The 26,993-nt window shown below is 55.3% G+C and carries 23 protein-coding genes and 1 pseudogene; 8 read left to right on the forward strand and 16 right to left on the reverse strand.

The features are described from left to right. Window positions 1-101 precede the first annotated feature (101 nt). The 5 genes and pseudogenes from GOX63_RS08775 to GOX63_RS08795 form a co-directional block, all read right to left on the reverse strand. Window positions 102-2,519, reverse strand: a complete 2,418-nt coding sequence (locus tag GOX63_RS08775; protein ID WP_170545561.1) for an aerobic carbon-monoxide dehydrogenase large subunit — start codon at window positions 2,517-2,519, stop codon at window positions 102-104. Then, entirely contained in the window at window positions 2,516-3,010 is a 495-nt protein-coding gene (locus GOX63_RS08780) for a (2Fe-2S)-binding protein (RefSeq protein WP_170325605.1), read from the reverse strand. Before GOX63_RS08780 ends, GOX63_RS08775 begins: the two co-directional genes overlap by 4 nt. 13 nt (window positions 3,011-3,023) lie before the next feature. Beyond that, window positions 3,024-3,857 (reverse strand): FAD binding domain-containing protein, encoded by an 834-nt coding sequence (locus GOX63_RS08785; protein WP_170545563.1) that lies wholly within the window; start codon window positions 3,855-3,857, stop codon window positions 3,024-3,026. 138 nt (window positions 3,858-3,995) lie between these two features. Continuing rightward, window positions 3,996-5,078, reverse strand: a complete 1,083-nt coding sequence (locus GOX63_RS08790; protein WP_170325607.1) for an MHYT domain-containing protein — start codon at window positions 5,076-5,078, stop codon at window positions 3,996-3,998. Between the two features lie 415 nt (window positions 5,079-5,493). After that, window positions 5,494-6,087, reverse strand: a pseudogene (locus GOX63_RS08795) (IS6 family transposase). A gap of 156 nt (window positions 6,088-6,243) precedes the next feature. Between GOX63_RS08795 and GOX63_RS08800 the strand changes: the two are divergent. Next, the gene (locus GOX63_RS08800; protein ID WP_170545566.1) at window positions 6,244-7,761 is read left to right on the forward strand and encodes an amidase; all 1,518 of its coding nucleotides are present in this window, start codon (window positions 6,244-6,246) and stop codon (window positions 7,759-7,761) included. A 207-nt stretch (window positions 7,762-7,968) separates the two neighbouring features. Here the strand turns inward: GOX63_RS08800 and GOX63_RS08805 are convergent, their stop codons facing one another. From GOX63_RS08805 to GOX63_RS08830, 6 genes are all read right to left on the reverse strand, one after another. After that, entirely contained in the window at window positions 7,969-9,369 is a 1,401-nt protein-coding gene (locus GOX63_RS08805; protein ID WP_155148143.1) for a TRAP transporter large permease, read from the reverse strand. Between the two features lie 11 nt (window positions 9,370-9,380). Then, window positions 9,381-10,013, reverse strand: coding sequence for a TRAP transporter small permease subunit (locus tag GOX63_RS08810; RefSeq protein ID WP_170545569.1), 633 nt, complete (start codon window positions 10,011-10,013; stop codon window positions 9,381-9,383). 68 nt (window positions 10,014-10,081) lie between these two features. Beyond that, a complete protein-coding gene (gene dctP / locus GOX63_RS08815) occupies window positions 10,082-11,092 on the reverse strand; it encodes a TRAP transporter substrate-binding protein DctP (RefSeq protein WP_170545572.1) in 1,011 nt (336 codons plus the stop codon). A 125-nt stretch (window positions 11,093-11,217) separates the two neighbouring features. Then, window positions 11,218-12,558: a sigma-54-dependent transcriptional regulator gene (locus tag GOX63_RS08820; RefSeq protein ID WP_170325611.1), complete on the reverse strand. Its 1,341-nt coding sequence runs from the start codon at window positions 12,556-12,558 to the stop codon at window positions 11,218-11,220. Then, complete coding sequence (locus GOX63_RS08825; RefSeq protein WP_170325612.1) at window positions 12,555-14,285, reverse strand: sensor histidine kinase; 1,731 nt, start codon at window positions 14,283-14,285, stop codon at window positions 12,555-12,557. The genes GOX63_RS08820 and GOX63_RS08825 overlap by 4 nt, the downstream gene beginning before the upstream one ends. A 258-nt stretch (window positions 14,286-14,543) precedes the next feature. Further along, on the reverse strand, window positions 14,544-15,248 hold the full coding sequence (locus GOX63_RS08830; RefSeq protein ID WP_170325613.1) for a helix-turn-helix transcriptional regulator: 705 nt from the start codon (window positions 15,246-15,248) through the stop codon (window positions 14,544-14,546). 106 nt (window positions 15,249-15,354) lie between these two features. Between GOX63_RS08830 and GOX63_RS08835 the strand changes: the two genes are divergently transcribed. The 4 genes from GOX63_RS08835 to GOX63_RS08850 are packed head-to-tail and all read left to right on the forward strand — an operon-like array spanning window position 15,355 to window position 17,337. After that, a complete protein-coding gene (locus tag GOX63_RS08835; RefSeq protein WP_170325614.1) occupies window positions 15,355-15,792 on the forward strand; it encodes a VOC family protein in 438 nt (145 codons plus the stop codon). A gap of 38 nt (window positions 15,793-15,830) precedes the next feature. Beyond that, on the forward strand, window positions 15,831-16,208 hold the full coding sequence (locus tag GOX63_RS08840; protein WP_170325615.1) for a VOC family protein: 378 nt from the start codon (window positions 15,831-15,833) through the stop codon (window positions 16,206-16,208). A 29-nt stretch (window positions 16,209-16,237) separates the two neighbouring features. Further along, window positions 16,238-16,864, forward strand: coding sequence for an NAD(P)-dependent oxidoreductase (locus GOX63_RS08845; RefSeq protein WP_174825900.1), 627 nt, complete (start codon window positions 16,238-16,240; stop codon window positions 16,862-16,864). Then, window positions 16,861-17,337, forward strand: a complete 477-nt coding sequence (locus GOX63_RS08850) for a GNAT family N-acetyltransferase (RefSeq protein ID WP_170325616.1) — start codon at window positions 16,861-16,863, stop codon at window positions 17,335-17,337. Before GOX63_RS08845 ends, GOX63_RS08850 begins: the two co-directional genes overlap by 4 nt. A gap of 313 nt (window positions 17,338-17,650) precedes the next feature. On the opposite strand, the gene GOX63_RS08855 is transcribed toward GOX63_RS08850, so the two are convergent. From GOX63_RS08855 to sigZ, 4 genes are all read right to left on the reverse strand, one after another. Then, a complete protein-coding gene (locus tag GOX63_RS08855) occupies window positions 17,651-18,505 on the reverse strand; it encodes a DUF4396 domain-containing protein (protein WP_170325617.1) in 855 nt (284 codons plus the stop codon). 84 nt (window positions 18,506-18,589) lie between these two features. Then, window positions 18,590-20,281, reverse strand: coding sequence for a thiamine pyrophosphate-binding protein (locus GOX63_RS08860; protein ID WP_170325618.1), 1,692 nt, complete (start codon window positions 20,279-20,281; stop codon window positions 18,590-18,592). Window positions 20,282-20,621: 340 nt separating this feature from the next. Next, window positions 20,622-21,692 carry an agmatine deiminase family protein gene (locus GOX63_RS08865; protein WP_170325619.1) on the reverse strand — a complete coding sequence of 357 codons (1,071 nt, stop codon included), beginning with the start codon at window positions 21,690-21,692 and terminating at the stop codon, window positions 20,622-20,624. A 318-nt stretch (window positions 21,693-22,010) separates the two neighbouring features. Beyond that, the gene (gene sigZ, locus GOX63_RS08870; protein WP_170325620.1) at window positions 22,011-22,568 is read right to left on the reverse strand and encodes an RNA polymerase sigma factor SigZ; all 558 of its coding nucleotides are present in this window, start codon (window positions 22,566-22,568) and stop codon (window positions 22,011-22,013) included. 125 nt (window positions 22,569-22,693) lie between these two features. Here sigZ and GOX63_RS08875 point away from each other — a divergent pair, with 125 nt between their 5' ends. Together GOX63_RS08875 and GOX63_RS08880 are read left to right on the forward strand one after the other, a co-directional pair. Next, a complete protein-coding gene (locus tag GOX63_RS08875) occupies window positions 22,694-23,407 on the forward strand; it encodes a glutathione S-transferase family protein (protein WP_170325621.1) in 714 nt (237 codons plus the stop codon). A gap of 87 nt (window positions 23,408-23,494) precedes the next feature. Beyond that, a complete protein-coding gene (locus tag GOX63_RS08880) occupies window positions 23,495-24,538 on the forward strand; it encodes a PLP-dependent cysteine synthase family protein (protein WP_170325622.1) in 1,044 nt (347 codons plus the stop codon). 281 nt (window positions 24,539-24,819) lie between these two features. Here the strand turns inward: GOX63_RS08880 and GOX63_RS08885 are convergent, their stop codons facing one another. After that, on the reverse strand, window positions 24,820-25,284 hold the full coding sequence (locus GOX63_RS08885; RefSeq protein WP_217356193.1) for a phosphate-starvation-inducible PsiE family protein: 465 nt from the start codon (window positions 25,282-25,284) through the stop codon (window positions 24,820-24,822). Window positions 25,285-25,629: 345 nt separating this feature from the next. Here GOX63_RS08885 and GOX63_RS08890 point away from each other — a divergent pair, with 345 nt between their 5' ends. After that, on the forward strand, window positions 25,630-26,982 hold the full coding sequence (locus tag GOX63_RS08890) for a metal-dependent hydrolase family protein (protein WP_170545575.1): 1,353 nt from the start codon (window positions 25,630-25,632) through the stop codon (window positions 26,980-26,982). Window positions 26,983-26,993 lie beyond the last annotated feature (11 nt).

Here is a 26,993-nt window from a genome sequence, read left to right on the forward strand (position 1 = left end):
AAAGATCCGTTCTTCATCTGGCTATAGATATTCTGCGGGAGGTGTGGAGGGGGCTGCCCCCCTCCACCCGGTCGGACCGGCACAAGCCGGTCCGAACCCAATCACCCATGCATTCCCAGCCCGTTGGCGATCTTCCAGATGCGCCAGTGATCATGCGGCATGTGGCTTTGAACTAGGCCAAAAGGCCGGAACGCATCATGCACCGCGTTTGAAAACGCAGGCACGCCACCCACATTCGGGCTTTCCCCCACACCTTTCGCGCCAATCGGATGGTGCGGAGACGGCGTGACCGTATAGTCGGTGATGTAGTTCGGCGTCTCCCATGCGGTGGGCAGGAAGAAATCCATCAGCGTGCCGGTCTTGACGTTGCCCATCTCATCATAGGCAATCTCCTGCCCCATTGCGATGGCCAGCGCCTCAGTCACGCCGCCATGCACCTGCCCGTCGATGATCATCGGATTGATCCGGGTGCCGCAATCGTCCAGCGCATAAAACTGCCGCACCTCCCATTCGCCGGTATCCACGTCGACCTCCATGACACAGATATAGGCTCCGAACGGGTAAGTCATATTCGGCGGGTCGTAATAGCTGACCGCCTCAAGCCCCGGCTCCAACCCCGGTATGGCCTGGTTGTAAGCGGCAAAGGCAATCTCTTTCATCGTCTTGAACCGCTCAGGCGCGCCTTTGACGGCGAACCGGTCCACATCCCATTCGACATCATTATCGTGCACCTCCAGCAGATAAGCCGCGATCATCTGCGCCTTGGCGCGGATTTTGCGCGCGGCCATCGCCGTCGCTGCCCCCGCCACAGGCGTAGACCGAGATCCGTAGGTCCCAAGCCCATAGGGCGCGGTGTCGGTGTCACCTTCCTCCAGTGTAATGTCATCGGCAGGCAACCCGATTTCACTTGCAATGATCTGGGCAAAGGTCGTTGCATGGCCCTGACCCTGAGAAATCGTTCCCAGCCGCGCGATGGCCGACCCGGTCGGGTGGATGCGAATTTCGCAGCTATCGAACATGCCCAAGCCAAGGATATCGCAGTTCTTCACCGGACCAGCGCCCACAATCTCGGTGAAATGCGTCAGACCAATGCCCAGCAGCTTGCGGGTCTTGCCGGCCTTGAACTCCTCAACCCGCTGCGCCTGTTCGGCCCGCAAACCGTCATAATCCACGGCCTTCAGCGCCTTGTCCCACGCGGTGTGATAATCGCCCGAGTCATATTCCCAGCCCAGCGCCGACTGATACGGGAACTGGTCGGCCTTGATGAAGTTGATCCGGCGCAGCTCAGCCGCGTCCATGTTCAGCTTGATGGCCAGAACCTCGATCATCCGTTCGATGAAATAAGCCGCCTCGGTCACGCGGAATGAGCAGCGATAGGCCACACCGCCCGGTGCCTTGTTGGTATAGACGCCATCCACAGCCAGATAGGCGGTGGGGATGTCATACGACCCCGTGCATATGTTCATGAACCCCGCCGGGAATTTGGTCGGGTCGGCACAGGCGTCAAAGCCACCGTGATCCGCCGTCGTGTGGCACCACAAACCGGTGATCTTGCCATCCTTGGTGGCCGCGATCTTGCCCTGCATCCAGTAGTCGCGCGCAAAGGCGGTGGACATCAGGTTCTCCATCCGGTCCTCGACCCATTTCACCGGCTGACCAGTCACTATCGAGGCCACAACCGAGCAGACATAACCCGCATAGGCCCCGACCTTGTTGCCGAACCCGCCGCCGATATCAGGGCTGATGACGCGGATATTGTGTTCGGCGATGCCCGAGATCAGCGAAACAACCGTCCGGATCGCATGCGGAGCCTGAAATGTCCCATAAAGCGTCAGCTTGCCGGTCACCTTGTCCATCGACGCCACGCAGCCACATGTTTCCAGCGGGCACGGGTGGGTGCGATGATAATAGATCATCTCTTCCGCCACCACGTCTGCCTCGGCCAGAACGGCCTCGGTCGCGTCCTTGTCGCCCTGTTCCCAGGTGAAAATATGGTTGTGGTGCTTGCGCGGCCCGTGCGCGCCCTCGGTCTGGCCTTCAAGGTCTTCACGCAGAACAACGTCTGAATTCAGCGCCTCGAACGGGTCGGTCAGAACCGGCAGTTCTTCGTATTCAACCTCAACCAGTTCCACCGCATCCGCCGCGACATAGCGGTCTTCGGCGACGACATAGGCGACCTCTTGTCCCTGAAACAGGACCTTGCCATCGGCCAATACCATCTGCTTGTCACCGGCCAGCGTCGGCATCCAGTGCAACCCCAGCGGAGACAAATCCTCGGCCGTCAGAACTGCGATCACACCGGGCAGCGCCAGCGCCGCCTCTTTATTCACGCTGACGACGCGGGCATGTGCGTAGGGGGAGCGCACAAAGTCGCCGAACAGCATCCCATCCAGCTTGATGTCGTCGACATAGTTGCCCTTGCCTTGGGTAAAGCGCACATCCTCAACGCGCTTGCGGGCGCAGCCCATCCCTTTGAGGTTGGCGGCACGTTCTTCGGGGGTCAAAGTCTGGTCGGTCATTCCGCGGCCTCCTTCTGTGCATTCAACACATCAGCTGAGGCCGAGATCGCCTTGACGATGTTCTGATACCCGGTGCAGCGGCACAGGTTTCCGGACATGCCAAAGCGGATTTCTTCCTCGGTCGGGTTCGGGTTTTCCTGCAACAGACGATGGGCGCGGGTGATCATGCCCGGTGTGCAGAAGCCGCATTGCAGCCCATGATGTTCGCGGAACATTTCCTGCAGAACTCCAAGGCTGCCATCGTCATTGGTCAGCCCTTCGACGGTGGTGATATCGGCACCGTTCACCTGCGCCACGAAGGTCGTACAGGACTTGACCGACTTGCCGTCGATATCGACGGTGCAAGCGCCGCAATGGCTGGTTTCGCAGCCGATATGCGGGCCGGTGATTTTCAGATCTTCCCGCAGGAAATGGATCAGCAATGTGCGCGGCTCGGCCAGGCCTTCGACCTGCTTGCCGTTCACGGTGAGTTTGACGTGCATTTTCGACATCAGTTCCCCTCCCTCAAACCGCGCGGCTTTGCGCGCGGTCGATGGCCCGGCGCAGCATCACGGCGGCCACGTGTTTCTTGAATTCGACGGGGCCGCGATTGTCGGCCACCGGGTCGATCGCATCAAGCATTGCAGCGACACAGCCGTCGGTGTTTCCGCTGGCAAGTGCATTGCTGGCATCCTCGGACCAGACGGGGGTATCGGCCAAATTGGTCATCGCCACCGAAGCCTGCCCTTTGCCGACCATCACCGCAGCCGCAGCGGTAGCGTAGTCGCCAATCTTGCGCTTTTGCTTTTCATAAGCCTGTCCGACACCAGCGCTGGGTACAGGGATTGAGATGCGTGTCAGGATTTCCTCGTCCTCGCGCGCGGTAAAATAGGCGGCTTCATAAAAATCGCGCGCAGCCACACTGCGGGACCCATCGGGACCGGACAGTTCGAACGTTGCGTTCAGGCACTGCATCAGCCCCGGCATGTCGTTGCCCGGATCACCATTAGCGACATTGCCGCCAACAGTGCCCACGTAGCGCACTTGCGGGTCTGCGATCTGCAATGCTGCCTCGCGGATCAGCGGAACGGCAGCGGCCAGCCCGTCATGGGTAATCAGTTCGTGCTGCGTGACCATCGCGCCCAGCGATACGGTATCAGCGGTCACCTCGATGCACTTCAACTCATCGATGGCTTGCAGATCGACTAGATGGCCCATTTCAGCCATGCGCAGCTTCATCATCGGGATCAGGCTGTGCCCGCCCGCGATCACGCGCGCCTCGTCTCCATGTTCTTGCAGAATGCCGATGGCCGAGGCGATATCGCCTGGCCGGTGATACTCAAAACCGGCTGGTATCATGCTTTTCCTCCCTGGGTTCAGACAACTTGCCTTGGGAACCTGAGGTCAGGAAAGAACGGTGCGCTCAGCGCTTCCAGCCAGCGGAAACGGGGCGCGCAGCTTGTTTCACGAAATGCGAATGGGCTGCACGAGTTGCGATCAGAGGCCCAGCGCGTCGCGAATATCAGTCAGGCGGGACCGACTGACCGGCACTTTGGTCAGCGCGTCGACACCATCGAAATAGCAGGTACCATTGTCCTTGTGCCGCTCGAAACCCGAGATGTGTTTGGGGTTCACCAGATAGCTTCGATGGGCGCGCAGGAATCCATCGGGATGCAGGCGGGTTTCAGCCTCGGTAATCGACCACGGGCAGAACAATTTCTCAGGCCCCATGTAGAGGACGGTATAATGCCCCTCGGCCCGGATGGCGGCAATGCTGGCGGGCTCGGTGAAAAATGTCTGGCCTTCACGCTCGAACGGAACACCGGCGCGCAGGGTCGTGGGTTCCGGGGTGCGTTCGGGCACAAGCTTTTCTTCGGGTTCAATGAACGAGATCCCGGTCAGCAGAAAAGCTCCACAAATCAAAAAAACCGAAACGGTTACACCCATCGCCAGAACCTGATTGTCCAGCGCGGGCCCCGCGCCCCCCGCACTGTCGGTGGCAACAAAATTGGTCAACCCGGTCGCAACAAAATGCATGGTGAAGACAGCCAACCCAAAGCAAACTGTGCCCAGCAGGATATTGCGCTGCGTGCGGTTGCCATAAGCAACCCAAATGGCCGCAACCGACAGGATCACCGAGGCCAACATCGCCAGAGCAACATCCAGAACATTGTACACAGGGCGGCATAGCTGCATTCCGGCCATGCCGACGTAGTGCATCACCACGATCCCCAGCCCCACGATCACCCCCGAGCCGATCAAGTTCTGAGGTGTACGTGGGCGGAAATGCAACAACAGCAGCGCCAGCCCAACCATCAAGATGGCGACGAGCGCAGAGATCAGAGTGATCAGAGCGTCGTAGTAAAACAGTATCGGCAACTGCAGGCCTAGCATGGCAACGAAATGCATCGACCAAATACCGCCGCCCAGAATGATCGCTGCCAAAGCAACCACAAGCTTGCGGCGCTGGCTGTCCAGCCGGGATGCGCCATGAGTCAGATAGAGGCCGGTAAATCCGGCCATCAGCGCCACGGCCAAAGAGGCCGCCACAAGCCAGATGTTGTGCGAATAGTCCAACATATAGGTGTATACGCCCTCCCCAGCGCGTAATTGACGTTAGCAAACTGAAATTCCCGGCACAATCTACTCTGACTGTCCTTCGACAACAGCGCGCGCAGACAGCATCGAACCAGTCTCAGCTGTCCGTCGTCAGAATTGTTCAGAATGCGTTGGCAGTTTCGTAACGGAAGCTCTGGTTCGGCGTCTGTTTGAATTTATGCGGCAGCGGCTTGGTGCTGCAAGCGGCGGTTTCGGAAACTCATCCTTCGGACCTTTGTCTTTTCTCTCAACTTCAGGATTTTCGCGCAACAACCGTGATAGACGTCAGCGGAATGGACCTGTCACGGTTTCATTCCGTTCCGGTTTCTCACTCAAGCGACCTGGCTTTGTCGCCTTCTTTTCTGAAGTCTGAATGCGGCTCGTAACTTGCTATTTATTAGATGGCTAGTTCCGCAAACTTCTTGAACGGGCAAATTCCGAGTCCCAACTGACCCTTTCGTATCATCTACGCAACTTCTATCCCATCAAGCGTAGCGGAAGCAGCTTCAAACGATTTGAAGCCGAGCATTGGTCGGATCCGGCGTTTGATAAATCGGTGGTCTTGTTCAATGATGTTGTTTAGGAATTTCCGCCTCACCATCTTTTTGGGGAGCTCGTTTACCTCAAGCGCACGTGCGAAGAACTTCGTTGCCGCAGCTGTGTTCCGCCGTTTGGACAGCATGAAATCAAGGGTCTTACCGTGTTTATCGACAGCACGGTACAAGTAGACCCATACATCTTTGACGCGCACGTAGGTTTCGTCCATTCGCCAGGATCGATCGCAGCAACGCTTCTTACGACGCGCCCGGTCAGCGACCAGAGGTGCGTATTTGATGATCCATCGGTTCAGCGTAGCGTGATCAGCCGAAACGCGTCGCTCAGCCAGAATTTCTTCCAGATCCCGGTAGGACACTGAATAACGAAGATAGAAAAACACTGCGTGTAGTGTCACCTCCCTTGGGAAATGAGCGCCTTTGAATGAGATTGTCACGGCCTGCCCCTGTCTGTTTTGAGCACGCGCCTACCAAATCTCAGTCGACCTAACAGGTTCGTTCAGAGTTTGCGACAAAGCCGAATTTTTGGAGAAAGAACAATTAGTCTAAACTACCAAACAGGTGAGGGACTCTTGTTTGAAGGAGCCGGAAAAATGACAAAAGACAGAGAGATACCGGACTCTGACGGCACGGTTGATAATTCGTCTCTTTCCGATCCACTAGGGCTCAGAACTGCGACCCAATTGTCAGAAGGTTTGGCCTCTGGCAGCTTTTCAAGCGTGGAGTTGCTACAGCACTACGTTGAGCGGGCTGAAAAGCACAATCCAGTGTTGAACGCCATTGTCGCGATGAACGTCGAGCAAGCCACCAAGCAAGCAAAATCGAGCGATGCCAGACGCGCACGCGGTGAGACACTCAGCCCAATCGACGGGCTGCCAATGACGATCAAGGACGCTTTTCAGGTTGTAGGCCTTCCTGCCACAGCTGGCGCGGTTGAATTGGAAGGCTTTATGCCTTCTCAAAACGCGGTGGAAGTTCAAAGGTTGCTGGACGCAGGTGTCGTCATTTTTGGCAAGACAAACGTGCCGCGCTTCGTCGCAGGTTTTGAAAGTTACAACGCGCTTTTTGGGACGACCAACAATCCCTGGGACGTTTCCAGGACTCCGGGCGGGTCAAGCGGTGGGCCCGCTGCCGCGACAGCTGCTGGACTGACATCTTTTGAAATCGGCAGCGATCTTGGTGGCTCTGTTCGTGTCCCGCCTCATTTCTGCGGCATCTTCGACCATAAGCCTACACATGGCATCACACAGATGCGCGGTCATATTCCTGGCCCGCCAGGAACAGTTGCCGAACCCGACATGGCCGTTGTTGGCCCAATAGCCCGCAGCGCGCAGGATCTCTCATTGGTGCTTCCCTATATGATCGGCCCAGATGAGATTTGTGATAAGGGGTGGAGCTTGTCGCTTCCTCCTCGCCAGGGTCGCAAAATAGAAGAGTTTCGAGTCGCGGTTTTGTTGGACGACTCCGCTTCGGAAACAGACATCCAGATGTGCGAGCACCTGACAAAAGCTATTCGAAGGTTGGAAGAGGCCGGCGCAGTTGTGACCTATACCAAACCCGAAGATGAACTGTCCGCGGCCTTTAGCATTTTTATTGATCTGATTACCGCATCGATTGTTCTTCCGCCCGATGTCCGCGCCTCAGTCAAAGCAGCCGTTGCAGCTGGCGATCCAAATGACGACAGCATTAACGCGCATTGGCAGCGTGGACTTGTGGCCGAGCATGCACAATGGCTCACCGCAAACGAAACCCGCTGTCGGATGCGCAGCGTATGGTCACACTTCTTTTCGCAATATGACGTGCTGCTCACGCCGCCCATGGGCATTCCGGCCTTTCCACACAATCAAACGGACAATGGCGGCAACTTTGTTGACGCTACGCTCAATGTAAATGGTCGAGACGTCCCTTACCTCTCCCAACTATTCTGGTGCGGGTTTGCCAGTTTGCTGGGTTTTCCGGCAACCGTCGTTCCATCGGGGTTATCGCACGAAGGTCTACCGGTCGGCTTGCAGATCATAGGTGATTTTCTAAACGACAACACGACACTCGAATTTGCGGAACTCATCGAAGAAGTTCTCGGAGGATATGTTCCTCCGCACGGGTTTCGGTAACGCACTCTGTGGCATTCGAAGTTTCGGAAAATGATTGTCTCATTCCCTCTGATGGAAAGTGATCCAACTTAAAGTGTGCGTTTCTTTTTTTACAGAGGGATTGCATTGATCTTAGAGAGCTGTTCGATCGGCGGTGAGCAGCCTCATCTGACTGATCCAGTCCTAGGCTGCACCGGCATACCGCACTCCAAAATCATCCCATGTGATTCAAACCTGTCCGGGAAGCCACAGAACGATTGCGGGGAACGCAACGAGCATCGCGATAGTCGCGGCATCCGCCAGAAAGAAAGGTGTTACACCTTTAAAAACATCCTGAACGCTTAGGTCATCACGCACGCCGGCAACGACAAAGCAATTCAACCCAATGGGTGGGGTGATCAGGCAAAACTCGGCCATTTTGACAACCAGAATGCCAAACCAGATAGCACACATAGGCCCGGACATACCGAAGGTGCTATCGGCTGCGCTTACGGCTTCACCACCATTCAACGCCATGACGGCGGGATAAACTACCGGCAGCGTCAGCAGCAGCATACCTATCGCATCCATGAACATGCCCAGTACAGCGTAAGCCAAAAGAATACAGATCAGGATTAGCATCGGAGACATCTCAAGCGAGGTGATCCAGTCGGAGAACGCACTTGGCAGTTCGGCGAAACCAAGAAAACGAACGTAAACCAACACGCCCCAGATGATCGTGAAGATCATTACGCTCAGCTTGGCGGTTTCCAAAAGCGCATCTTTGAGTTCGGACCAGCGCATGCCCTGATACAGCGCCATCAGGAACACCACGAATGCTCCAATTGCGCCGCCTTCGGTTGGCGTACCCCAGGCATCGCCGCCGAACGGGTTGTAGACAAAGAAAATGATGGTGACGACGACAATCACGATGGGCAATGCGGGCGGCAACGAGAGGAAACGTTCTTTCCATGTAAATCCGGTGACTGCGGGACCAAATCCTTTGATCACGACGGCCATGCCAATGATCAGCAAGCCATAAATCACCGCCGAGAACATGCCCGGGATGAACCCGGCCAACAGCAGTTTGCCCACGTCCTGCTCGACAATAATCGCGTAGATGACCAGAATGGCCGAAGGCGGGATGAGCGAGGCGAGCGTACCGCCTGCAGCGACGACACCTGCAGCAAAACGCTTGTCGTAGCCGATCTTCAGCATCTCGGGGATAGCGATACGGGCGAACACTGCGGAAGTGGCGACCGAGGCCCCGGATACCGCCGCAAACCCAGCGGTTGCGAAAACGGTCGAAACCGCCAGCCCGCCGGGGACCCATGCCAGCCAACGCTTCGCGGCTTCGAACAGTGCTTTGGTCAGGCCCGCATAGTAGGCGAGGTAGCCAATCAGGATGAAGGTGGGGATAAGGCTCAACGCTTGGCTTGAAATCTTGGAGTGCGGCACCTGCCCCGCTGTTTTGACGGCCACAGTCACAGCCTTGCCGAACCGCGCAGGGTCGTACCCAAACTTGGCCCAAAAGATCCAGATCAAACCAACCATGCCAGCTGTCGCGGCGGCAAAGGCCACCCGCATCCCCAACACCACAAGAACAAGCATACCGCCCGAGACGATCAGACCAATATCAATGGGTTCCATCAGATTTAACCTCAGTTGTCGTGGCCCGAGACGTGCTCGGCTTCCATTGCAGCTTGAGTGGCTGCATCGGCTATTAGCGGGACGGCAATAGGTGCCTGATCGGGGTGCCTGATCGCGCGACCGTAGGCCCAGAGCTGTAGAGCAAGCCTTAGGCAAAGCACGCTAAAGGCGACGGGGGCCAACAGCTTTGCGGGCCACAGCGGGATACCTATGTCGATCGAGCTGTCGCGGCTCCAGAGTGGAGCACCAAAGTCAAAGCTGCGTGCGAAATGCGCCCAGCTCCCCCAGATCAGCAAGACGATCAGCGCTAGAATGACGGCGGTTGTGACAAACTCAACGATATAGAGCGTCCGGCCTCTAAGAGCTCCAACAACCATGTCCATTCGGATATGACCGCCATCACGCTGCGCATAAGAAATCCCCATGAAGGCGATTAGCGGCATGGCCTGCTCGATCCAGTCTACATAACCGGGAAGTGGCGCATTGGCGAAATTCCGACCACCAACGGAGACTACGGCCATGACCATCAGCGAGAAAACTGCAAGACCGCTGATCAGAGCCAGAAAGCTTTCCAGTTTGTAGAGGCGTTGATCGAGAATGCTGAGACGGCTGTCGTCGGACAGCACCAGGGATGACCCGGCCATCGTTGTACTCCGCTGTCAGGGGAAAAGGCACCCGACGCCAGCATGGCTGACGCCGGGTTGTGAGTGGATTAGCTGCCGTTTGCGATCTTACTAGTCACAAGGTCATAGAGCTCTTGTGCTGGCAGGCCACGCTCGGTGTTTTCTGCAATCCAGGCCTCGGCCGCGGGGGCGGCAGCAGCTTCTTTGAACGCTGCGATTTCTTCATCGCTGAAAGTGACCCGTTCGATGCCGCGTTGATCAAGCTCAGGGCCCCACGCTTCCATCGTTTTGGTCTGGTAGTGGCTCACGTAGTGATCCAGTGCCTCTTCCACCGATCCCAGCAGAGCTTCGCGGTGTTCGTCAGATAGATCTTCCAGCGCCAGCGTGTTCACCACGACAGGGCAGTTGACGGTGCCGGGGTTGAGGTTCGTCGTCCACCACGTGCCATTTTCAATGGTGCCGAAGGACATATGCGCGTGTGGCGCAAAGCTGACCGCTTTGACGATGCCGCTGTCCATTGCCTGACGCACCTCGGATGCGGACATCGAGGTCGGAACTGCCCCAACCGTCTCCATCGCCTTGCCGATACCACCTGTCGCCCGTACGCTCAGACCTTCAAAATCGGTTAGAGATTTCGGCGCTTCACCGACACCAACAAGGTTGTACTGCGGCAGCGGCGAAGGCATCAGCAGAGTCGCGTCCCATCGGGCCAGATCCTCGACAACGGCCGGATGTTGATAGACGGCCATCGACAGGTCGACTTCCTGTTCAAGGGATGTCACGCCCAGAAAAGGCAATTCCAAGACAGTGATCGAGGGGTTCTTGTCGCGGTGATAGCCCGCGCAGAACTGGGCCATTTCAAACGCACCGATTGAAATTCCATCAAGGTTTTCTTTGTTCTTCGAAAGGCCACCATAGCTGATGTTGAGTGTGAACTCACCGTTGGTCTTTTCGTTCACCAGTTCGGCAAGTTTCTCGACGTGTTCGGTAAAGGCACGACGCTTGCCCCACAGGGAAACGTTCCATTCGACAGCCAGTGCTTCGGATGCAACGGTCAGCGACAGGGCAGCGATGGCCGCCCGGTTAAGATGTTTGCGCATAATGGCTCCTCCCAGATCACGCAATTCGCTTGGGTGGAGTATTCAGGATGCGCAGCAGCCTGCCTATGAAGGAAAATGCGCGTATTATTTCGGGTCCTCTGCGGATATCCGCAGAGTGTATCCTCCTACAAGAGCGCCTCTTTATCGAGACCGAGTTTGACGATCTTTTCGTTTAGCGTCCGGCGGCCAATCCCAAGCGCTTCGGCGGCGGCATCCATGCGGCCTTTGTGCGCCTTGATGGCTTTGCCGATGAGCTCGCGTTCAAAAGCAGCAACGGCTTCGCGCAGCGTATCCGGCACTTCGTCGAAGTGCTGATCGCTTTGGATAGCCTGCGCCACCGACCCTCCTCCGCGTCGGGCCGCCAAAATGCGCCGTTCGCAAACATGGCGCAATTCACGCACATTGCCGGGCCAGTCATGTGCAAGCAGAGCGGCCAAATCGTCCTGATCGAGTTCTGGCGCGTCTATCTCATAAACCTGCGCGTATTCGTTCAAGAAATGCGTTGCCAACAGAACCAGATCATCCCGTCTTTGGCGTAGCGGAGGTAAGGACAGGACGACAGTATTCAATCGAAACAATAGGTCCTGACGCAGGCGGCCTTCCTCGGCTGCCAGTACGACATCTTCGTTGGTTGCTGACACGACCCTGAAGCTTACCGGCACCGGTGACACAGCGCCCACCGGCAGCACCTGCTGATCTTCGATGACCCTTAGTAGCTTGGCCTGCGCCGCTGGTGGGCACGAGCAGATTTCATCCAAAAACAAGGTCCCGCCCGATGCCGCCACAAGCCTTCCGTCGGACTCACCTGCGACGCCGAACATTTCCGCTTCAAACGTATCGGCCGACAATGCGGCGCAATTCAGCGCCAGAAACGGTGCCTCTGGCGAGCGGCCCAAATCATGTAAAGCATGGGCAACCAGCTCTTTTCCGGTGCCCGTATCTCCCTGCAACAAAACAGCAACCGATGTATCGGCAAGATCAAGTACTTCTTGTCGCAAGTCTGTAATGGCGTCTGTTTGACCCAGCAGAATGCGGTCAAGCCCTGACAGTTTGAACAGCCGGTCTTTAAGACGGGCATTGCTTTTCCGCATTCGGTTTTGTTCAGCCGCGTGCCTCAGCACCGTCAGCAATCGCCGTGGTTCATATGGCTTTTCGATGAACCCATACGCCCCGTCCTGTATGGCCTGAACAGCCATCGGGATGTCACCATGTGCCGAAATCAATACCACCGGCGGCGCCACATGCCTGTCCAGGCTGGCCAGCAATTCAAGTCCCGACATGCCGGGCATACGCACGTCGGACAGAATGACATCGGGCGAGGCGTTGGCCAGGTGTTCAGTCACCTGTGTCGCGCGTGGTAAGGCGCTGACAGTCCAGTCGGCGGCTTCGAGCAACTCGATAAGAGACTGTCGCATCGATTTGTCATCGTCAACGACCAGAACTTTGAAGGGTTGCTGCTGGGTCATTCGTCCGTTTCTTCAGTAATTGAGGCCATTGGGAAGGTGACACGGAAAATCGTTCCGCCGCCATCGCGATTTCGGGCCGTCATTGTGCCATCGTGATCTTTGACAATGCTGGTGGAAATGGCCAGTCCCAAGCCCATGCCTCTCCCGCTCTCTCTTGTGGTTACAAATGGCTCTTGCAACTCAGCCAGCGTTGCCTCGCCCAACCCGTGGCCGTTGTCCTGAATTTCCAACACGGCCTCATTATCAGAAGCCATGACAGCGATATGGATTTCAGGCGCATCCGCTCCGTCCATAGCATCAATCGCATTGCGCAAAAGATTAGTGATGACCTGTTCGATCCGCAGAGCACTGCCCCGGATAAAGATCGGACCGGTCGGCGCATCAATTGAGATTTTCACCTTACCCTGCTCGATGTTTGGCGCAACCAGAGCCAAAGCGGCGTGGACCGAAGTGCATAAGTCTACGTCGTCGAACGCCTCACTCTCTGACCGTGCAAAAAACCGCAATTGGCGCGTGATCCCTTCCATCCTGTCAACAAGGCTTCCGATTTTTTGTGGTAGCTTGGTCTGACCGGAAGACGAGATCTCTGCTGCCACCAGATGATTGCGCATCGCAGCGATGGGCTGGCCCAGTTCATGCGTGACCGACGCGGAAAGTTGCCCCAGAGCCGCCAGTCGGCTTGCGCGCTCCAACTCGCCTTGGGTGCGTTTGAGGCTCCGCTCGGCTGTTTTACGGTCGTCGATTTCGATGGCGAGCCTTTCATTTGCCTCGCGCAGCTTTGCTTCTTCTTCTTCGGACCGCGCCAAGGCCGCGCTTACGCGTCTTGCGCGTTGTATCTGGAAGAAGATAAATGCGAGCCCTGCCAAAAGGACAAAAACTGCTGTTACAAGCCAACTGCGCGCTACGGCCTGATCGTCACTTGCAAAATAGTGAAGCGACCACCCATGGGGTAATTCCGTAGCCGCAAGATGCAGGCGTTTTGTCCCCGCTATTCTGGCCTGGTCCCCCGGCAACTCAACCCAATCCAGCGCCTCTAAGTCTTGCCCCGGAAACTGCCTGGCATCTCGAATCCGTTCTTGCTGTGGTGCTGACAATGGCGTCAACGCGCGATATTGCCAATCCGAGTTCGAAGACAGCAGAACGACACCGTCTTCATTGGCCAAAAGAACCTGTTCGCCCGAGTTTTTCCAACTATCCTGCAGATCAGAGAAATCGATCTTAATCGCTATGACACCAGTTGGAGCTCCCTGGTCGTCAAGCACCGCATTGGCAATGAAATAACCCGGCAGACCGGTCGTTGCCCCGATGGCATAAAAGCGGCCCTGTGCACCAGAAATGGCAGTTTGGAAATACGGGCGGAAAGCGTAGTTCTGGCCAACAAAGCTCCCATTGTCGCGGTAGTTCGATGCGGCAATCGTGATCCCGTCTTCGTCCATCAGGTAGATCGCATCCAGCCCCGCCCGCTCCGCAAAATCTTCGAAGCGTCGGTTTAAAGTACCGGTGCCTTCTCCTTCAGCTGTTCCAATTACAAAGGAATCCTGTGACAGCACATATGTGAGGTGGGAAAAACGTTCGAGTTCGCTGTTTACCGAGCTTTGGTAGAGAGAGAGCCGGCCTTGAGCTTTCGAAAGCTCCTCCGAAACGAAGTATTGGTAAGAAACAAAATAAAGGCCAATGCTGGCGGCAACGGCTACAAAAATACCAACAATATACGAAGCTGATCGCATTGAGTGCCCATGAACTGCGACAGCATAGGATCACAGTAGGTTTTAGCCGTCCATCCCAAGAGTTCTAATCCGACATTTGGATGTTCAGGCCGAAAAGTACCGAATAATTTGAGAACGCGAAGCAATAAACGAACCTGCCGAAACAACTATTTGCACTCCGCAAGTGGACTCGGCCCAAACCGGTCGTTGCTAACATAGCGCGTCACTGCGCTGCAGCTGCCTCAAAAACAGCCCGTACGCAGCCTTCCAAATTCCGTCTCATGTCCCGTCTTCATAGCGCTTCCGCTCAGCATCTGTCGCGCTGCGCCATTCGGCGCGAAGGAGGTCCATGCGCTGCGGAATACTGTCCTCGAGCACTTCCGCCTCAAGGATTCTTTCGGTTCGGAAGTAACGAAACCCCTCACGCATTTCGCACCAGGCAGCGATAATACGGCTGGTGTCCCGATAACCCAGTAGTATTGGCCAGATTACCCGACGAGTCTTCTGGCCTGAGTTATCCGAATAACTCAGCGCAATCTTCTTTCGGCGCCGAATGGCCAGACGAATGGCCGCCGAGCCAAGCACTTCATCCGGCTGGTCGACAGGCGCGACGCTGACGGTCGGCTGAAGAAAGGACGTGCGGTATTTGTCCGGCGCGACGGCTTTTAGTTTTGTGATCAGTTTCTCAGCGGCCAGCGCCAGCTCGGGCTCGCCCCGGGTTTGAACCCACAGCACGCCAAGCGTCACGGCTTCAATCTCGTCCGGGGTCAACATCAGAGGAGGCATATGAAAGCCGGGCTCCAACACGTAACCGACCCCGGCCTCACCGTTGATTGGCACGCCCTGACCGATCAGCGCCGCAACATCGCGATAAACCGTGCGCTTTGTTACGCCCAATTCTTCACCAATGGACTGGGCAGAGATAGGCCCTTTGGCGCGTCTCAGTATCTCGATGACTTCAAATAGCCTGTCGCCGCGCCTCATGGGATCTCCTTTCGATAGAGCAGATCATACTGACTCTATGCTGACAACACGCTGTCAGCATTGACGCGGTAGAAGCAGGAAATACACCAAAAAAGGAGGTCTAACCGTGAGACGTTTCATTGCCCTAACATTTGCCGCAGCCCTACCGGCTGCAGTCGTCGCCGAAGACGCGAAATCCTCAGGCGACGCGCCGATAGTGGCCATGGGCGCATATATCCCGACCGACGACATGGAGGGGTCGAAAGCCTTCTACCGCGCCCTGTTCGACAGTAAGCCGGCGGTTGGCCTACCGGATTTCGTGGCCTTCGATGTGGCTGGCGGCTGGTTCGCTATCGTGTCGCGGGATAAATATGCACCGGGATCCGAGGCAGGTTCGGGCGCGGTCCCTTACCTGCAATCCGCCGATCTGGAAGCGCTGCAAGCCCGCGCCACCTCTGCCGGTGTGACTGCGCCGGAAATCATCGAAGAACCGGGTATCCATCTGCTCAAGATCACCGATCCCAACGGCCAGTTGATCGAGTTCTTCAAACTGACCGTTCAGTGATGCGCAATACTCAACGCACGATCAAAGGACATAGCACCATGCAGATGAACTATTTTGTTGTCGGAACCAACGACATGGCCGCTGCGACGCACTTCTATGACCAGCTTTTTGGGCAATCAGGCGTGGAACGCGTTTCGCCGACTGAAAGAATGACATACTGGCTCGGACCTGATTTTGCCTTCGCAGCCGCGATTCCATTCGACGAAAAACCCGCCACGAATGGTAACGGAACCATGGTTGGTTTTAGCGTTGAGTCTGACGAAGAGGTAGAAAGGCTTCACTCCTTGGCTCTTGAGCTTGGCGGAACAAGCGACGGCGAACCGAAGCAACGTGGACCACGGTTTTCGGCTTATTTCAGGGATCTGGACAGGAACAAGATTTGCCTCTCCACCGAAGTCAGGTCAGAGCAGCCCTGATAAGCACATTTCGATTGAAAGGAGACGATTTGAAACTCGTTGTTTTGGGTGCGAACGGCCGAGCGGGTAAGCTGGTACTCCAAGCTGCTCTCGCAAGGGATATGGAGGTTACCGCGGTCGTTCGGTCTGCAGACAGAGCACCCGACCTCTTAGATGCTCGGCTGAAAGTCGCAGTCGGTGATCCCTGTGATCCTGCGTTCCTCGCATCAGTTTTTTGCGGCCAGGACGCCGTGATTTCGACGTTGGGAGGTCGGCAGCCAACGAAAGCCGCTACATCGGTGTACTTCCGATCTGCTCAGGCCATCGTGCACGCGGCGTCGGAGACCGGCCTCAAACGGGTTTTGGTAACATCGACGGCGTTGTTGTTCCCAGACCAAATGCTGCTTGGAAAACTCCTTCGCGTCGTTGTGCCGAACGTAGTGCGCAGCGCCGGACGCATGGAGGATACCCTAAAACAATCTGGTCTCGACTGGACTTCAGCTCGCGCAGGGTTCCTCAACGACGCCGCTGTGGCAGCGTATCGCGCCAAAAGAAACGCTTTGCTTAAAGGCGGAACAGCATTACCAAGGCTGGCCCTTGCGCAATTCCTGATTGACGCACTCGATGATCCAGAGACCAAAGGTGCGGCATATAACGTGGCGCAAACGAACACATGAGCAAGATCACCTTTTCGCGCCTTTCCACGATCCCAGTCGAGGATATTGCGGCACATATGTCCTCCCCCGCACTCGCCAAGCACATGCCTTTGCTTCAAGGCACCTGGGACACGCAGCGCGTGGCTGATTTCGTAGCCATGAAAGAAGCCCGGTGGGCGCAAGATGGCTTGGGACACTGGGCAATCCTTGCGGATGGCGTTTATGTGGGATGGGGCGGTTTTCAGCGAGAGGGCCCTGACTGGGACTTCGGCCTTGTCCTGAAACCCTCGGCCTTTGGATTGGGAACGAGGATTACCCATCAGGCGCTGGAGTTCGCGCACGGTGACGCGCGCATCCCATCGGTGACGTTTCTGCTTCCTCCCAGCCGCACGAATTTGGGGGCCCTGACGCGCATGGGCGCAGAGTTCGAGGGTGAGATGATATTCGATGGGGCGCTGTTCCGAAAGTATCGCCTTGTGACCAGTGCGCCGTGAGCTGCCCAAAGCTGTCATCCAGCACATGGCACGAATGTTGCAGTTGCAGCCCGTATTCCTGCCATTCGCTGCTCTCGCGAGTTGAAGAGCTTGCCACACTCTCACATCAAGGACATTGCGGATTATGCCCTTCAAATAGGTTAGGCTTGCAAGTGTCCCGAGGCGGACACAATGCCTGACGTGAATTGCTTGGCGCTATTGTCGCGACCTTTCGAGGCCAAGGGTCCACGAGGTTTTCGCAGGGTCGCTCCATACTTTAGACTTTGGTTTTCTGCCTACAGACAGAAAAACCAAAGCACTACCAATGAGCTTTTCAGAATGTAATCTGCACAAGTTTTGATGTCAGCCAAAGTGCTACCATCAGGATTATGTAAGTCAAAAAAATCCACACGGCGGCAATTCCAGCAGGCAGACTTTTCATGTCCATGTGATGATGCCCTGCCATTTGGTGCCCGCCTTGATCTGCTGCTTCATTGCGTTCTGGTGAAACATGTCCAAGCGCTGGTGCTGGGCCATCAGCACCGGGAAGCGTCATGCAGCCGTGTTTCAGGTGGCCCGCCACCAGCCATCGATTTATTGGAAAAGCGATCACCGCTCCGACTACAGTCGCAAGGCTCATGCGGAACCAGAATTGTAGGGTAAGCGGGTCTTCGGATCCAGGCCACGCGGCCGCAAGCAGGACCATCGTCGGGATCATTCCAGTCATAACCATGTTCATCGAAACCGTTTCGGCAAACAACGTCTTTCGAACGGCTTGACCGTAACTTCCAAACATCGGCCTCATCATCAGCGCCTGGAAGATGAACAAGCCGGAAACGAAACCAAAGGAGTATTCCACCACAACATCCCACCCATTTGACAGAGCAAGAAAGTGGACGAGGATGGCAGCAATAATGATACCAGTGGCATCGCCGGCAACGCAGTGCATCTCGCTGTTGATCCCTTGTTTCCAAGTGGCGCGCGTATATTGGTCATGACCTCCTGGGAATGGGCGACGACACGCAAGCAAGTAGAAAAACAAGCCAATCGGACCAGTGTAGAGGGTCACGAGAATCCAGGCGGTCCGTTGCACCCAACTTGTCACGCCGTTGCTGATCGAGTCCCAGATGACGAAACCCACACTGGCACCTGTCAGCAGAAACCACACGAGCATCGCACCATTCAGCATAGCAGTTCCCTCTATTCCGCTTAAGGATCGCGCCTATCAAGCTCAGCCAGTTGATCGTCTTCCAGGTTTTTCGGTGGCAGTTTTCTATCTGCACCGGTTGGGTCGACCGTTGTTCCGAGCGACCTGATTGCCCCACCGCAGCAAGTTAACATTGCAATCGTCACGGTCGATCAGAACTTCGATCAGGCAAAGACCGTCGTTATCAATGGCCGTGTTGATGGCCTCGTCCAACTCACCCTCTGTTGTGACCTTGCAACCCCAGGCATTGCCCTCCCCGGCGCTGAAGACGTCAATCAGGCCAGCGTAGTTCCAATTCTTGATGGTGTTGTAGGGGCCATCGTGGATTTCAACTTCGATCGTGTAGCCACCATTGTTGATCAGGAAAATTATTGGCTTTGTGTCGTAACGGATCATCGTCGAAATTTCTTGTGCAGTTAGTTGAAACGAACCGTCCCCGATGCATGAGATCAACCGGCGCTCTCTGTTCCCCAATGCGTATCCCAGCGACGCACCGACGGACCACCCAATGGACCCATACTGCATCTGTATCTCGAAACGACTGCCCTCCGGTAAGTCGGTCTCCATACCGTTGAACCATGAATCCCCTGTCTCGACGAGTAGCGTGCTGTCCACATCCAGCATCTTCTGAACCCGAGCGAATAACTGGCGAACAGTCACCGGTGTATCAGCTGCACTGGGTTCTGGTGCGCGTTGCTCAGTTCTGACACGTTCGAAAGCTGTGACGGCACCCTTATTTGGAGTAAGCTTGTCGGTCAGCGCATCCAGAAATTCATCCATGCGGACATTGCTAAAATGTGTTTCACCCAACTGAATCGACGTTGGATGAACCATAACCGCCTTGCTCGGATCGAAGCCAAGTTGATGACCGGTCGTAGTGTAGTCGGTAAAAACAGGGCCGACGAACAGCAGCCCGTCTGCGGCATCGACAATTTCGCCACAGCCTGGCGTGCTGACAGGCCCCCAATAAATCCCCATGAAACTGTCATTTGCTTCAGACAGAAAACTCTTGGCATTGGGCATCGATGCTTGTGCGAAGCCACAGGTGGCCGCCAGTCTACGCAATTGGGATTCGGCCTGACCAGCGCGCACTTTGCTTCCGGCAACAAGTACTGGCCGCTCTGCAGCATTCAGGAACTCAGCTACTTGCGTTACTGCGGTTGCCAGCGTGTTTGGGTCACTGTTGGGCTGCCTGGCGAAACTGCGTGGCACGGGCGCTGATGTGGGCGCACCAGCAATGTTCGAAGCAATTTCGATGTAAACGGGTTTGCGACGAAGCATTGCGGTGTCTATCGCTCTATCGATTGCCACAGGTGCAAGCGATGGATGGTGGATCGTGACAGCTTCGGCAGTGACACGTGCAAACATCTCGCGTTGATAGTCGTAGTCGACCTCTCCAAGTGTGTGGTGCAGATATTCCCACTCGGCCTCAGAGTTTGTGTTCGGCCCACCGGAAATTGCGATCATGGGAAGATCTTCGGCATAGGCGCCAGCAACAGCGTTCAACAGACTCAACCCACCGACCGAGTAGGTTACAACCACCGCTGACGGCCCTCCGGTCGCGCGGGCATATCCGTCTGCCGCATAACCCGCGTTAAGTTCGTTACAGCAACTGATCATTCGCAGATCCCGATTGCCAAGCAACTCATCCAGCAGCACCAAATTGTAGTCACCAGGAACTACAAAATAATCTGCAATCCCAGCTTCTTGCAGTCTTTTTGCCAGATATGACCCAACGGTCCAGCGCTCAATTGCCATGCCACTAATCCAATGCAAGTTGTTAAATGAACTGGGCACATCCTATTTGCGAAAGCCGGATTTGCAAAATCGAGAGAATTGAGCCTGTATCCGAAATTGACGAATTCGAAGCTAAGAATAATCTCGAAACAGACTGGAACGTCCGGTTGTGGTTCACTGCTAACCTCGGAAGCAAGGCAGCCGCTGTAACAGGGTCTTTGATCAATGCCGGATTATCGATGTGGGTGGGCTTGGCGGATCAGTTACGTAAACATCAAAGTTACCCGCCATTCGCGGGCCCTACCCCGCTTGGAACAGGCCATCTTTAGGGGTGACCAACTCCGGAACGCATAGGCGCTCATCATACCGCAGGCATCTGTTGGGTCGCACAGTGAATGCCGCCGCCCAACTCACCCAAAGGGTCCACATTCAACATGATAATCTCACGCCCCGGGTAATGCTGCGCGAGGGCATTCCGCGCGATTTGATCCGTTTCGCTGTCCCCGAACTCGGCCGCGATAACTGCACCGTTGCAGACGTAGTAATTCGCGTAGGACGCTACGAAATCGAAACTCTCGACACGACGGAAATATGGCTCGGGAACAACCTCCACCTGCAAGCCGTTTTCCACCAGCGTATCGTAGGTCTCCAAGGCAGCAGAATGGAAGGGATCGTCCGGATCCGGTTCGTCGGGCAAGTTGACCAGTACACGCCCCGCGCCGGTGAAACGTGCGAGACTATCGATATGGTAATCGGTGATATCCTCATCCCAGACCCCGCGGGACCATATCATTCGGTCCGCACCATAGGCTGCCAGCAAGCGCCGCTCAATCTCGTCGCGGGAAAGTCCCGGATTGCGGTTGTCGTTAACCCAAGAACTTTCGTGCGCCAGGAGTAGACCGCGACCGTCCTGTTCAACACCACCAGCTTCGCCTCGAAGCCCGCTCGGCAACAGTCTTAGCCCCAGTCGTTCGGCAACACGCCGCGCTATCTGGCTGTCTCGCGCGTTCACCTGCTTTTCACCCCAACCGTTGAACTGGATATGACTGACGGCAAGGCCCCCGGCGCCATCCACGACAAAGATCGGGCCGGAATCCCTGCACCAAAGATCATCAGTCGGGATATCCCAAAGCTCTACACTTGCCGACAGTTTGGACCGCGCCTGCGCGTGGTCTTCAGCTGCTGCGAGCATGGTCACAGGCTCGAATTCCGAAATCGTATTGGCGATATCCGCAATAGTTTGCTGAGTCAGGTCGAGGAACGCGCGATCTGGATGAACTTTTCGGTTCACCGGCCATTGCATGAACGTCCGCTGGTGCGATGCTTCTTCCGGTGGAACAAAAAAGCCAGATGAAGCATCCACCATCTTTGGTGTGAAAAAGCCCGTCATGCCCCAAGACCCTCCGCCCAAGATCACTGAACGCCGTCTCATGTTTGCCCTCACTTCGCCACGCGCGCGGTCGTCGCGGACCATCGTTATAGACAGGTTGCAGAGACCCGCACAAGGTACGGTCCGAGGGCTTTGGCGCGGATGGAAGCCCGATGGCAGCGTGGCGAAGGTGGCCCAAAGAAGACAGTCATTCTTTTGCCGAAGCAGCGCAAAGCCTGAGCGATGACCATTTTTTTCTAGGTCACAGACAGCTTCCAAAAACTGGTATTGGTATTCGAGTTAACGTCCGCAGCTGACAGGCAGGTAGGGTAAAGCCAACTCAAGCGAGCTTTGTGCCAGAAATAAATTCGCCTTTCAGGCTCAACACGGTCCACAATTATCCTTTTTGCGCTCATAGCCGACAATGTTGCCCTTTGAGTCCAGAGAGAAATTGCAACAATCTTCAAAGAGTTTTCTCAGTTGGCGACGGCCAGCCTGCACCTGGGATTTGAGGGTCGAATAGCTGACCCCAAGTTCGGCCGCATGGCTCTTTTGCGACACGCCCTGAAGATCAATCTTGTGCAGTAGTTCGCCCATTTCGGCCGGCAGAGCGTTTATGAATGGTGCGATACAGTTCTCCAAAACATGCTGATCATCTTGATCCAGTTCATTGTACCACAGGTCGTCTGGATGAATGGGCTTATGCCGTCCTTTGCTCCGGTAGTAGTCAGTGATCGTATTGCTCGCTATCTGAAATAGCCAAGCCTTCAGGCTTTCGACCTTACCCAGGCCACTCATGCCCTCGTGGGCTTTCAACAAGATTTCCTGCAACAAATCGTCGGCGTCATCCTGGTTCGAAACCTTTGACCGAAGAAAGGCCAACAGGCTGGCCCGGTATTCCGACCAAATGCTTTCAAGACCCGGAGTTGTTTGTGCCATCTTGCTCCCCTTTCCACGATCAAAATAACATTCAGGAACAAATTGAGAGATTTTCCCCCAAAAGGTTCGTCTTTTTGCACCGCCGTTCGTCTTACAGGTCGGATCTAGCAAGAAGGACTACACCAATGATCAAAATCGTCAGCTTCAAAATCTGCCCGTTCGTTCAACGCGTCACCGCGATGCTCGAGGCCAAGCAGGTTCCCTATGATATTGAATACATCGATCTTAAGAACAAGCCTGCCTGGTTTCTGGATATCTCACCCACCGGTCAGGTTCCGGTATTGGTAACAGAAAACGGCAAGCCGTTGTTCGAATCCGATGCAATCGTTGAGTACATCGACGAAGTCACGACCCCGCTGCAGGAGGGCCTGGCGCCCGAACAACGCGCGACCAACCGGGCCTGGAGTTATCAGGCGAGCAAACACTATCTGGTTCAATGCAGCACAATGCAAAGCGCCGACAAAGGTGTGCTGGATGAACGTATGGCAAAGCTGGTCAAGTCGTTTGAAAAGGCTGAACGGCAGTTGGGACAAGGGCCGTATTTCACAGGCGAGACGATGGGGAATGTGGATATCGCCTGGTTACCCCTCCTTCACCGCGCGGCCATTGTCGAAGATCACAGCGGGTACGACATGCTCGCCGGTTACCCGAAAGTAAAAGCGTGGCAAAAAGCGCTTATGGACAGTGGTATCCCCGCGAAATCGGTACCCCAAGATTTTCTCCAAAAGTTTTCAGAGTTCTATCTGGCAGAGCGGACATGGCTAGGGCGTGGCGCCAATTTGAACGAGGTCCCTTGCGAACAACCCACTCAAGCCAAATCCGGTGGATGCTGCGGCTGACATGACGCAACGTGTTCCGCCCATTTGCCATCAGCTAATGGGCGGGCGCATAGTTGAACCAGGTCAAGTTTCGAAAATGAGGGTGAAATGGACAATTGGGTTGCAAGCGCTATCGCCAAGATCAATGCAGATGCGCATAGGTCGGCGGATACGCACCTATTCAAGCTGCCGATTCCACACCTGAATGGGGTGGACATCTATCTCAAAGATGAAAGCACGCACCCTACAGGCAGCTTGAAACATCGGCTGGCCCGTTCCCTGTTCCTCTACGCCTTGTGCAACGGGAAAATCAAAGAGGGTACAACTATTATCGAGGCGTCATCCGGCAGCACGGCGGTGTCAGAGGCCTATTTCGCGCGCATGATCGGCGTCCCCTTCATCGCTGTAATCCCCAAAAGTACCGCTCATAGCAAAATCAGGCTGATCGAATTCTATGGAGGGAAAACGCATTTCGTGAACGCTGCACCGGAAATGCACGGCACGTCGGTCGAACTTGCACAATCCATTGGCGGTCACTTCATGGATCAGTTCACCTATGCTGAACGTGCCACCGATTGGCGTGGCAATAACAACATCGCCGAGAGTATCTTTCGCCAAATGGAGTATGAGCCGCATCCGGTTCCCACCATGCTGGTGATGAGCGCGGGCACCGGCGGGACATCAGCCACGCTCGGCCGCTTCATTCGCTACAAGGGTTACGATACCTCGTTAACGGTTGTTGATCCGGAGAACTCTGTTTTCTACGACAGTTACCTGACCGGAGACCGTACTCTGACCTCGGATACCTCCAGCCGGATCGAAGGCATCGGTCGGCCCAAGGTTGAAAACTCGTTTCAGCCGGATGTCATCGATCGCATGATCAAGGTCCCGGATGCAGCAAGCGTGGCTACGATGCTGTGGCTTGAAAAACGGATCGGACGGCGGGCGGGTGCGTCGACGGGAACCAACGTTTGGGGGGCGTTGCAAATTGCAAGAGAAATGACGCGGGACAACCGGACGGGTTCAATCGTCACTTTGCTATGTGACAGTGGCGACCGATATTTGGACACCTATTACGACACGGAATGGGTCAAAACGCATATCGGGAATATCCAGCCGTTCCTCGAAGAACTGGACTGTCGGCCAGACTGAGATTGAGTTTTCAAAATTACGCTCAAGGCGAAATCTGCTTGGTCCGGATCAACGGTGGTTATTATGGAGTTCGAGCTTTAACAGAAATGTCCTAGCGGCCTGCGTCCCTGCATCTCCAAACCTTAGCGCGCTGCTCGTCGTGCTTTTCGTGTTCAGCCAAAGCCGCGCCGATTTCCCGATCCACCAGATCTTCTCCAAGACCAGACATGGCAGAACAGACACCTGCATCAGGTCCTGCAAAGGGCTCCTCAGGGTCGTTTGAAAGGAGCGTGCAGATTGGTTTACGGTTTTCTGTCAATAAGCCAGTACGTTACGCCCAATGCAAGTCCGATCGCTGCATAACCAAGAAAGTACTGAGGCTCCAAATTTTTGTCGTCGAGCGTGATGATTTTTCGAGCGACCGCCATTAATGCTGTTGCGACAACAAGCTTGATGTGGATGACATCGGCGGTCAGGTAGAGAGTTATATTTGTATAGATTTCTATCGCGATTAGAACGACCAAAACAGCACTGAAAACCGCGAGAAGGTCACTGACTTCCAAGATATAAACGGGTGGTTCCATCAATTTCAGATACGTTGTGAAACCGGCGTCAATAATAGCCAATAGAATGATACCGAGCATGAGCACCGACAATGCTCTGACACCGTGGCGGATCATGCGATTACACCATCGAACGATGGCATCTTCGTGATCGGGGTCTAATTCCACATGTGCCGGGATTGGTTTGTGCTCTTCACCACTCACTGTAGCCTCCAGTTCCGTATTCGCTCGCCAGCGTGCGAGATTTCATCCAGATGCATCACCCGCTTCGGCCTTCACTGAACTCTCACATACAATGGGTGCCATTTTCTAGGCCGATCTGTTTGTGATCAAGAATCCCCTTCGGACTCAATGCCAACCTTCTCAGCGACTTGCACGGGCTGCTGGCTTGAAACCCTGCAGACAATGAACGCCGTCGAAGGCGGAACGCACCTCCAAATTCGGAACCCGCTCTCTAGCTGGAGTATCGAAGCAAGGGGCCAAGTTGACTCAAAAAATCTCGCAAGCAATGCTGGTTTGTGGTCGAAAAAATTCGAATAGGTACAAGCAATGACTGTGGTCTCAGTGCGGGCAATTCTCTCCACTACAATTACGTTCTTATTGGCCTTCGGAGCGAATGCACAAGAAACACTGTCGCGAACTTTGTTTGTCAATGTCGACGTTTTTGACAGCGAGAATGCGGTGGTGATTGAGAACGCCAATGTTCTTGTCGAAGACAATTTGATTGCCAAAGTTTCGACCGATCCAATCGAGCCAAATGGTGCTGTTGTATTGGACGGCCAAGGAAGAACTTTGATCCCAGGTCTTATCGACGGCCACAACCACATCATGCTGCCGACTTCACCAATGGCATTAGCATATAACCTTCACTGGTCATACACGGGCGCTCTCGTCACGCAGGAAGCGGAACGCATGCTGATGCGGGGCTTCACCACGTTGCGGGATGCGGGCGGCCCATCTTATGGTATCGCGCGCGCTATCGACGAAGGCATTGTTCACGGACCTCGTATATTTAGTTCAGGGCACTGGATCGGACAGACATCCGGCCATTTCGATTTTCGTCTGTACAATGACACTCATCATCGGCAGCGCACTGATCGATCCGCCTTTGAGCGAGAATGGTCGTTCATTGCCGACGGAGTATCTGAGGTGCGGGCAGCGACCCGCGAGGTGCTGCGCCTCGGAGCCACTCAGGTTAAGATCAGTCTGGGTGGAGGTAACTCAACTCCATATGATCCACTGGACACAACCCACTACAGCCTTGAAGAGATCCGCGCCGCGGTGGAAGCCGCTGAGGATTGGAACACCTACGTCATCGTTCACGCCTACACGGATGAATCTGTCATCCGGGCGCTTGCAGGTGGGGTAAAGAGCATCGATCACGGCAACATGATATTCGAGGAGGAGACAATTCGCGCCATTCACGATGCCGGAGCCATCCTCAATCCGCAGTTCCTCATATTCACACCGGATGAAAATATGTTGGCCGCAGGCGATCCCGCGACCATCGAGAAAGGAGCACCTCTGCGTGACAACGTCGAAAACTATGTCGCCTTGATCAAAAAGTACGACCTTCCGATTGCTTTCGGCGTAGACCTGTTTGGCGCCCCCGAGCTTATGGCTATGCAGAACCTTGAGTTCGAACGCCGTGGTCGCTGGTGGTCTGGGGCAGAAGTCTTGCAACAGGCCACATTTAACACCGCAAAACTTGTGGAGATGTCAGGGCCGCGAAACCCATATCAGCAAGGCCCGCTTGGTGTGATTAAGGCAGGGGCATATGCAGACTTGATCCTCGTCGACGGTAATCCGGTTGAGGATGTCAATCTTCTGGTCGACCCGGAAGCCAACTTTCTGATTATCATGAAGGACGGCGTGATCTACAAAAACACGCTTGAAAACTGATTAGCTTCATC

The organism is Ruegeria arenilitoris, assembly GCF_013031355.1.
In the GTDB taxonomy this organism is placed as follows: domain Bacteria; phylum Pseudomonadota; class Alphaproteobacteria; order Rhodobacterales; family Rhodobacteraceae; genus Ruegeria; species Ruegeria arenilitoris_C.

Bases quoted from the DNA above. Each gene is read 5' to 3' on its own strand.
- GOX63_RS08775 (WP_170545561.1), bottom strand. From the start codon at position 2,519: ATGACCGACCAGACTTTGACCCCCGAAGAACGTGCCGCCAACCTCAAA.
- GOX63_RS08780 (WP_170325605.1), bottom strand. From the start codon at position 3,010: ATGTCGAAAATGCACGTCAAACTCACCGTGAACGGCAAGCAGGTCGAA.
- GOX63_RS08785 (WP_170545563.1), bottom strand. From the start codon at position 3,857: ATGATACCAGCCGGTTTTGAGTATCACCGGCCAGGCGATATCGCCTCG.
- GOX63_RS08790 (WP_170325607.1), bottom strand. From the start codon at position 5,078: ATGTTGGACTATTCGCACAACATCTGGCTTGTGGCGGCCTCTTTGGCC.
- GOX63_RS08800 (WP_170545566.1), top strand. From the start codon at position 6,244: ATGACAAAAGACAGAGAGATACCGGACTCTGACGGCACGGTTGATAAT.
- GOX63_RS08805 (WP_155148143.1), bottom strand. From the start codon at position 9,369: ATGGAACCCATTGATATTGGTCTGATCGTCTCGGGCGGTATGCTTGTT.
- GOX63_RS08810 (WP_170545569.1), bottom strand. From the start codon at position 10,013: ATGGCCGGGTCATCCCTGGTGCTGTCCGACGACAGCCGTCTCAGCATT.
- dctP (WP_170545572.1), bottom strand. From the start codon at position 11,092: ATGCGCAAACATCTTAACCGGGCGGCCATCGCTGCCCTGTCGCTGACC.
- GOX63_RS08820 (WP_170325611.1), bottom strand. From the start codon at position 12,558: ATGACCCAGCAGCAACCCTTCAAAGTTCTGGTCGTTGACGATGACAAA.
- GOX63_RS08825 (WP_170325612.1), bottom strand. From the start codon at position 14,285: ATGCGATCAGCTTCGTATATTGTTGGTATTTTTGTAGCCGTTGCCGCC.
- GOX63_RS08830 (WP_170325613.1), bottom strand. From the start codon at position 15,248: ATGAGGCGCGGCGACAGGCTATTTGAAGTCATCGAGATACTGAGACGC.
- GOX63_RS08840 (WP_170325615.1), top strand. From the start codon at position 15,831: ATGCAGATGAACTATTTTGTTGTCGGAACCAACGACATGGCCGCTGCG.
- GOX63_RS08850 (WP_170325616.1), top strand. From the start codon at position 16,861: ATGAGCAAGATCACCTTTTCGCGCCTTTCCACGATCCCAGTCGAGGAT.
- GOX63_RS08855 (WP_170325617.1), bottom strand. From the start codon at position 18,505: ATGCTGAATGGTGCGATGCTCGTGTGGTTTCTGCTGACAGGTGCCAGT.
- GOX63_RS08860 (WP_170325618.1), bottom strand. From the start codon at position 20,281: ATGGCAATTGAGCGCTGGACCGTTGGGTCATATCTGGCAAAAAGACTG.
- GOX63_RS08865 (WP_170325619.1), bottom strand. From the start codon at position 21,692: ATGAGACGGCGTTCAGTGATCTTGGGCGGAGGGTCTTGGGGCATGACG.
- sigZ (WP_170325620.1), bottom strand. From the start codon at position 22,568: ATGGCACAAACAACTCCGGGTCTTGAAAGCATTTGGTCGGAATACCGG.
- GOX63_RS08875 (WP_170325621.1), top strand. From the start codon at position 22,694: ATGATCAAAATCGTCAGCTTCAAAATCTGCCCGTTCGTTCAACGCGTC.
- GOX63_RS08880 (WP_170325622.1), top strand. From the start codon at position 23,495: ATGGACAATTGGGTTGCAAGCGCTATCGCCAAGATCAATGCAGATGCG.
- GOX63_RS08890 (WP_170545575.1), top strand. From the start codon at position 25,630: ATGACTGTGGTCTCAGTGCGGGCAATTCTCTCCACTACAATTACGTTC.